At 69.1% G+C, this 6,212-nt stretch carries 6 protein-coding genes and 3 pseudogenes; 3 read left to right on the top strand and 6 right to left on the bottom strand.

All coding sequences use genetic code 11. The features are described 5' to 3' along the window. The 3 genes and pseudogenes from GJ632_RS06080 to GJ632_RS24665 form a co-directional block, all read left to right on the top strand. Nucleotides 1–319 (top strand): annotated as a pseudogene (locus GJ632_RS06080) (glucose dehydrogenase); the annotation flags it as partial. Nucleotides 320–391: 72 nt separating this feature from the next. Continuing rightward, the gene (locus GJ632_RS06075) at nucleotides 392–1,297 is read left to right on the top strand and encodes an MFS transporter (protein WP_191452412.1); all 906 of its coding nucleotides are present in this window, start codon (nucleotides 392–394) and stop codon (nucleotides 1,295–1,297) included. Then, complete coding sequence (locus tag GJ632_RS24665; RefSeq protein WP_191452411.1) at nucleotides 1,246–1,536, top strand: MFS transporter; 291 nt, start codon at nucleotides 1,246–1,248, stop codon at nucleotides 1,534–1,536. The genes GJ632_RS06075 and GJ632_RS24665 overlap by 52 nt, the downstream gene beginning before the upstream one ends. A 215-nt stretch (nucleotides 1,537–1,751) precedes the next feature. On the opposite strand, the pseudogene GJ632_RS25800 reads toward GJ632_RS24665, so the two are convergent. The 6 genes and pseudogenes from GJ632_RS25800 to GJ632_RS06040 all read right to left on the bottom strand — a co-directional run. After that, a pseudogene (locus GJ632_RS25800) lies at nucleotides 1,752–1,997 on the bottom strand (MlrC C-terminal domain-containing protein); the annotation flags it as partial. A gap of 238 nt (nucleotides 1,998–2,235) precedes the next feature. Further along, nucleotides 2,236–3,017 (bottom strand): annotated as a pseudogene (locus GJ632_RS25795) (M81 family metallopeptidase); the annotation flags it as partial. A 111-nt stretch (nucleotides 3,018–3,128) separates the two neighbouring features. Further along, entirely contained in the window at nucleotides 3,129–4,112 is a 984-nt protein-coding gene (locus tag GJ632_RS06055) for a hypothetical protein (RefSeq protein WP_191452408.1), read from the bottom strand. Between the two features lie 45 nt (nucleotides 4,113–4,157). After that, a complete protein-coding gene (locus tag GJ632_RS06050; RefSeq protein ID WP_191452407.1) occupies nucleotides 4,158–4,400 on the bottom strand; it encodes a hypothetical protein in 243 nt (80 codons plus the stop codon). Between the two features lie 97 nt (nucleotides 4,401–4,497). Then, nucleotides 4,498–5,277 (bottom strand): carbohydrate ABC transporter permease, encoded by a 780-nt coding sequence (locus GJ632_RS06045; RefSeq protein ID WP_231751370.1) that lies wholly within the window; start codon nucleotides 5,275–5,277, stop codon nucleotides 4,498–4,500. Continuing rightward, nucleotides 5,267–6,202 carry a carbohydrate ABC transporter permease gene (locus tag GJ632_RS06040; protein ID WP_089809771.1) on the bottom strand — a complete coding sequence of 312 codons (936 nt, stop codon included), beginning with the start codon at nucleotides 6,200–6,202 and terminating at the stop codon, nucleotides 5,267–5,269. Before GJ632_RS06040 ends, GJ632_RS06045 begins: the two co-directional genes overlap by 11 nt. Between the last annotated feature and the right edge of the window lie 10 nt (nucleotides 6,203–6,212).

The following is a 6,212-nucleotide window of genomic DNA, read 5'->3' as shown; positions in this document are numbered from 1 at the left end:
CGCGAAGCACGCCTTCGAGACGGTGGACGCCCTCGCGCCGAACGGCGTCGGTGCGCTCCTCGGCATCCCCGAGGACTGGACGTTCGAGATCGACGGCGGCCGACTGCACCGCGAACTCGTGCTGGAGAACAAGGCGCTGTTCGGGAGCGTCAACTCCAACGTGGAGCAGTACGAGGCCGCCAAAGACCGCCTCGCGGCGTTCCCCGACTGGTTCACCGACGCGTTGGTCACCGGCGTCTACGACCCCGACGACGCCGACGCGGCGTTCGAGACGGGCGACGACGTCATCAAGACGGTGGTCGAGTTCGACACGCCCTGAGTTGCGCTCGCGTCGCGGCGGACGCCGAACGGAGCCGAGCGATTAAGATGCTGGGCGCTGAATCCGGAGTCGATGGACCAGCGTCGCCACTTTAGAGCCTTCTACTTCCTCTACTTCGCGGCGTGGAGCGGGTTCGTCGTGTTCCGGAACGCCTACTTCGAGACCGTCGGCTTGACCGGCGTCCAGATGGGGACCATCGGCTTCCTGCTCAAGGTGGCCGGCATCGCCGCGCTCCCGGGGTGGGGGCTGTTGAGCGACCGGTTCGGCGCGCAGAAGCGAATCCTGCTGTCGAGCGTCGCCGTCTCGGGGGCGCTGGGGCTCCTCTATCCGCAGACTGCGGCCGTGTTCCCGCTTCTGGCGGCCGTCACCGTCGCGTTCGCGGCGTTCCGCGCGCCGGTGAAGCCCGTCGCCAACTCGATGCTGCTCTCGACGGGGTTGTCGTACGGCGGCATCCGCGCGTTCGGCAGTATCGCGTTCGGCGTCGCAGCGCTCGGAACCGGGCTACTCAGTTCCCGCGTCGGTTCGGTCGTCGTCTTCTACGCCTTCGCCGCCGGGATGGCCGTCCTCGCCGTCATCGTCCTGCGCATCCCCGTCGCGAGTCGGCCGCCGACCGAGAGCGTCGGTCTCCGGGCCGCGTCGCTCGTGAGAGACCGGAACTTCGCCGCCCTGTTGGTCGCCGCGTTCCTCATGGGGACGATGTTCCCCGCCGGGAGCGCGTACCTGTCGGTGTACGTCCGCAGCATCGGCGGGACCGACGCGATAACCGGGCTCTCGGTCGCCGCGAAGACGCTCGCAGAGGCCGTCGTCTTCCTCACCGCCGCGCGGTTCACGACGACGTACCGCAGTTTGCTGGTCGCGGGCGCCGGCTGTCACATCGTCGCGTTCGGGTTCTACGCGTCGGCCCGGCGCCGGCGTTCGTCGTCGCGATGCAGTTGCTACTCGGCGTCGGCTACGCGGCGTTCATGCTCGCGGCGGTGAACCTCGCGCACGAACTCGCGCCCGCGGCCATCGGTTCGACGGCGCAGACGTTTCTCACCGGGTTCGGCTTCGCCGCCGGGACGGGCGTCGGCGAACTCGCCGCGGGACGCCTGCTCGACGTCGTCGGCGTCCAGTCGATGTACGCGTACGCCGCCGCCGTGGGATTCGCCGTCGTCGCGGTGAGCGCCCTCCTCGACGGGTCGCTCGGTGCCGACGGCTTCGTTCCCGCCGATGGCTGAACGTGGTGGGCTGAGCGTCCCGACGCGGTAGCCGTCGCCCGTCGCCGGTGCGGTCGGTCACCCTCCGACCGTCTACGGCGACCACGTCACGTCCTCGTCCAGCGGGTAGCAGGGGCGCGGGACGCGTTCGTACGGGAGCGACGCGAGTCGCTGGTCGGTCTCCCCTCGCGTCAAGGCGAACAGACGCTTGGCGGCGAGGTCCTTCCACGCCGGACTCAGGTAGCCGCTCTTGAGGGCGACGACCGCCGCGCGGACGGGTCGACGCCGAGGCGACGGAGGAACGCCGGGTCGCGGTGGACGTTGGTCCGGCGGTCCGCGACGACGACGTCGACGCCCTCGTCGAGCGAGACGAGCGCCGTCCTCGCGTCGTCGGTGTCGTGATGCGCGAGGACGGTTCCGGAGACGTCGAGCGGCGTCCCCTCGGGGTAGGCGCGGCCGAGCGAGAGCGAGACGGCGGTTCCGCGCTCCGCGGCCCGGCACGTCGCGTGACTGTCGGCGTCGGAGACGACGGCGACGACGCCGCCCGAGGTCCGACCGCTCCAGCAGCATCGCGAGGAGGTTCGTCGCGTTCTCGCCCGCGCCCGCGCCGGGGATGTCGCCCGTGTCGGCGACGACGACGGGCCGCGCGTCCGCGGCGGCGGCTTCGTCCAGCGCGGCCGCCGGGTCGTGCGCCTCCGTCGTGAAGTCGAACTCGTCGCGCCGTCGCCAGAACGCCGCCGCGAGGTCCGTCGCCGTCTCTTCGACCGTCGCGGCCGCCGAGGCGTCGCCGGTGACGAGCGCGTGACAGCCCGCGTGCGGCGAGTCGGCCCACGGGAACCCGAGGAAGTAGTTGGCGTCGTAGACGCCGTCCGTCTCGTCGGCCTCGCGCAACCGCTCCAGCAGGGTGCGCATCGGTTCGGCCTCCGACTCGGACCGCTCGCCGGCCAACAGCATCGGGAACGGCTCCCACCCGAGTGCGAGCGACGCCTCGCCGGACAGCGACGCGAGCAACAGGTCCGCCGCTCGCGCGCCCGTCTCCTCGCGTCCGTGTGCGGGGCGGTGCGATAGCCCGCGACGCCGTCGAGGTGGGCGACCATGCGCTCGGTAATCGTCGCGTGCATGTCCAGCGCGGCGGTGACGGGCACCTCGGGACCGACCGCCTCGCGAACGGACGCGAGGAGCGCGCCCTCGGGGTCCGGTTCGTCCTCGACGGACATCGATCCGTGGAGGTCGAGACAGACGCCGTCGACCGTCTCGCTGTCCAGACGGGCGCGGAACTCCGCTCGGACCCACTCGAACGCCTCGCGCTCGACGGTCGGTCCCGGGAGCGCGCTCGCCCCGGCCGTCGGCAGTATCTCGGCGTCGGCGTCCGCCAGCGTCTCGACGATACCGCCGAGCGACCGGCCGACGCCGTCGGCGTCCGGCAGGTCCGTCCCCGTCGCCGTCGCGAACGACTCGATTCCGGTCGTGCCGTCCGCGAACGTGTTCGTCTCGTGGCTCATCGCGCCGACTGCGACTCTCATGGGGACGACCACGCGACCGACTCACATGAATGGTTCCCCGGCGGCAGTCCGTCCGACGGCCGCCGGGGCGAGCGGTCGCCGAGCGTCGGACTACGGCAGCGAGAGCGCGCGCCGACCCATCGTGGACCGGCGGAGCAGGTAGGCGAACGCGACGGGGGGAAGCAGGGCCGCACTCAGGTAGAGATACCGCGTCGGGCCCCAGTCGAGGCCGTAGTCGCGGAGCGCCTCGACGTCGAGGTGGACCATCGGGAGGAGCGCGAGACCGAACGGGAGCCACAGGAGCGCCGCCAGTCGCCACAGGCCGACCGAGAGGAGGCCCGGCGTGCCGCCGAGGACGACGAACAGCAGGAAGTAGGCGGCCGTCGCGAGGGTGATGCGGCGGTACCACGGCGAGGGGACGGGCTCGACGGGTTCTGCCTCGACGCCGCGGAGTTCGACGGTGTCGGGGTCGCTCGTCTCCGCGAACTCGGCGTGCCGGCGGAGCAGGTACGCGCCGCCGACGAAGACGTTCACCACCGGGACGCTGACGCCGGCCAGCCAGAACCGCTTCGACGGGGACCAGTGCGTGTGTCCGCGGACGTGTTCGACGTCGAGATAACAGGCCAACGGGAGGCCGGCGAGGGCGACGAGGACGAGGGGGCCTGCGAAGACGGCGCCGACGACGCCCGTCTCGACCACCGCCGAGAGGAGGTTGACGAGGACGAGAGCGACCCAGAACGCGACGCCGGCGGCGACGCCGTACGCCCACCGTCCGGACGGGACCGTGTTCCGAAGCGCGCTCTCGCGGCGGACGCAGTACGCGGTTCCGGCGGCGACGTTCGCCAACCAGACGACCGAGACGAGGAGCCACGGACCGAGTGCGAGGTCCCAGGCGGCGTCCTCGCGGACGGCGCGCCAGTCGAGGGCGACGAAGACGGGCAACAGGAACCAGAGGGCGAACAGGCCGACGCGGAGTCCGAGACCGACCCCGGTCGTCGAGAGGAGTGCCACGAGGTCCGCAGACCGACCGAGGAAGAGGTAGACGGCCCACGCGACGGCCGTCGTCGCGGCGCCGTACCACCATCGTGCGCTCATGCCAGTCGTGTAGGAGAGAGGGAGATAAAATACCCCGTGAAAGAGTCAGTGCGGCCAGGGGCGACTCGGCCAGAAGTACGACAGGAGCGTCAGGACGAACAGCAGCACCGTCCCGGCCTTCAGCACGATGCCCGCACCGAACTCCCGTCTGACGAACGAGAGGTAGCCGAGCGCGAGCGTGACGAAGCCGAAGACGAGCACGCCGGCCCAGACGCGTTGGTCGAGTCCGGCCGTGCCGATTCGCAGGGGGACGGCCGCGAATGCGGCGAGTGTGGCGAGTGCGGTCATCCTTTCGACCCCGTGAGGGCGATGCCCTCCATGAACGTCTTCTGCGCCAGCAGGTAGGCGGTGATGACCGGGAGCGCGGCGATGATGGCCGCGGCCATCAGCTGCCCCCACTGGGAGCCGTACTGTCCGGTGAGGCCGGCGAGACCGACCTGTAGCGGGTACATCGACGAGTCCGAGAGGACGATGAGCGGCCAGAGGAACGCCCCCCAGATGAACGTGAACGTGAACACGGCCAGCGACGACAGCGCCGCTTCGCCATGGGGAGCATGATGCGGGTGTATATCTGCAGGGTGCTGCAGCCGTCCATTCGGGCCGCCTCCAGATAGGAGTCGGGCACCGAGAGGAAGAACTGCCGCATCATGAACACCCCGAACGGGTTGGCGATGTAGAGCAGCATCACCGCCCAGTACGTGTTGACGAGGTCGAACTGCGACATCTCGATGTACAGCGGGACGACGATGGCCTGCGGGGGGACGATGAGCGTCCCCACGACGAGCAGGTAGACGAACCGCTGTCCCTTGAAGTCGCCCTTCGCGAGCGCGTAGCCCGCGAGACTGTCGAGCAGCAGGGTGAAGAAGACGACGCCGGCGGCCAGCAGGAGGCTGTTGAATATCCACCGGTCCAGCGGGTTCTGCATCCAGATGTTGACGTAGTTCATCAACGTCGGCTCCGCCGGGATGAGCTGTCCCATCGTGCTGAAGATGTTCTCCTCGGGCTTCATCGAGGTCAGGAGCGCGTACGCGAACGGGACGACGGCGAGCGCGCTCGCGACGATGAGGATGCCGTGCGCGAGGGCCTTGACGACGTACTGGCCGGCACCGGCGGCGTGACCCGACTGCGGTCGGTCCTCGCTGCCGAGGTCGAGGTCAGTACTCAACGTCGGACCCCCACGTTTGCTGTTGGAAGATGCTCAACGTGAACACGATGACGAGGAGCACGACGGCCATCGCGCTGGCGTAGCCGTAGTTGAACTGGCCGAAGCCCTGCTCCCAGAAGTAGAACATCAGCGTGTACGTCGAGTTGACCGGACCGCCGTTCGTCATGACGTACACCTGCGTGTAGACGCGGAACGAGAAGATCATCGTCACGGTGACGACGAAGAACGCCGTCGGCTTGAGCAGGGGCAGGGTGATGTACCGGAAGCGCTGCCAGCGGGACGCGCCGTCCACGATGGCGGCCTCGTAGTAGTGGTCGGGAATCCCGCCGAGGCCGGCGAGGAAGATGACCATGTTGAACCCGATGTGCTTCCAGATGCTCATCGCCGTGATGGCCGGCATCGCCAGCGAGCGGTTGCCCAGCCAGTCGTACGTGGGCAGTCCGAGCGACGCCAGCGTGACGTTCAGGATGCCGTTCGTCGGGCTGTATATCCAGGTCCAGATGAGTGAGACGACGACCCAGGAGGTGACGACGGGCAGGAAGATGGCCGCCGAGTAGAAGCGCGTCCCCCGGAGCTTCATGTTGAGCAGGAGCGCCAACCCGAGCGCGATGGGCACGTCGAACAGCAGCAGCATCGCGGCGTAGAAGGCGGTGTTCTGCAGCGACTTCCAGAACACCTCGTCGTTGAGCAACTGCACGTAGTTCTCCAGGCCGACGAAGGGATGCGTCTGCGCGAGCGGTGCCCACTCGTGGAAGCTGACGTAGAACGCCCCGATGAACGGGATGACCATGATGACCCCGAACAGGACCACCTTCGGGACGACGATGAGGTACCACATCGGGTTCGTCTGGCCGTCCACGAGGCCGGTCTCCGTCAGCCACTCGGACACCTGCTTCGGAATCTCCCGTGCTGTGTGTGTGCTCATCGCTGAATGG

The organism is Halogeometricum sp. CBA1124, assembly GCF_009741955.1.
Taxonomy (GTDB): Archaea; Halobacteriota; Halobacteria; order Halobacteriales; family Haloferacaceae; genus Halogeometricum; species Halogeometricum rufum.
The sequence above is the reverse complement of the archived record's forward strand: the minus strand, read 5'-3'. Positions and strand labels throughout refer to the sequence as shown.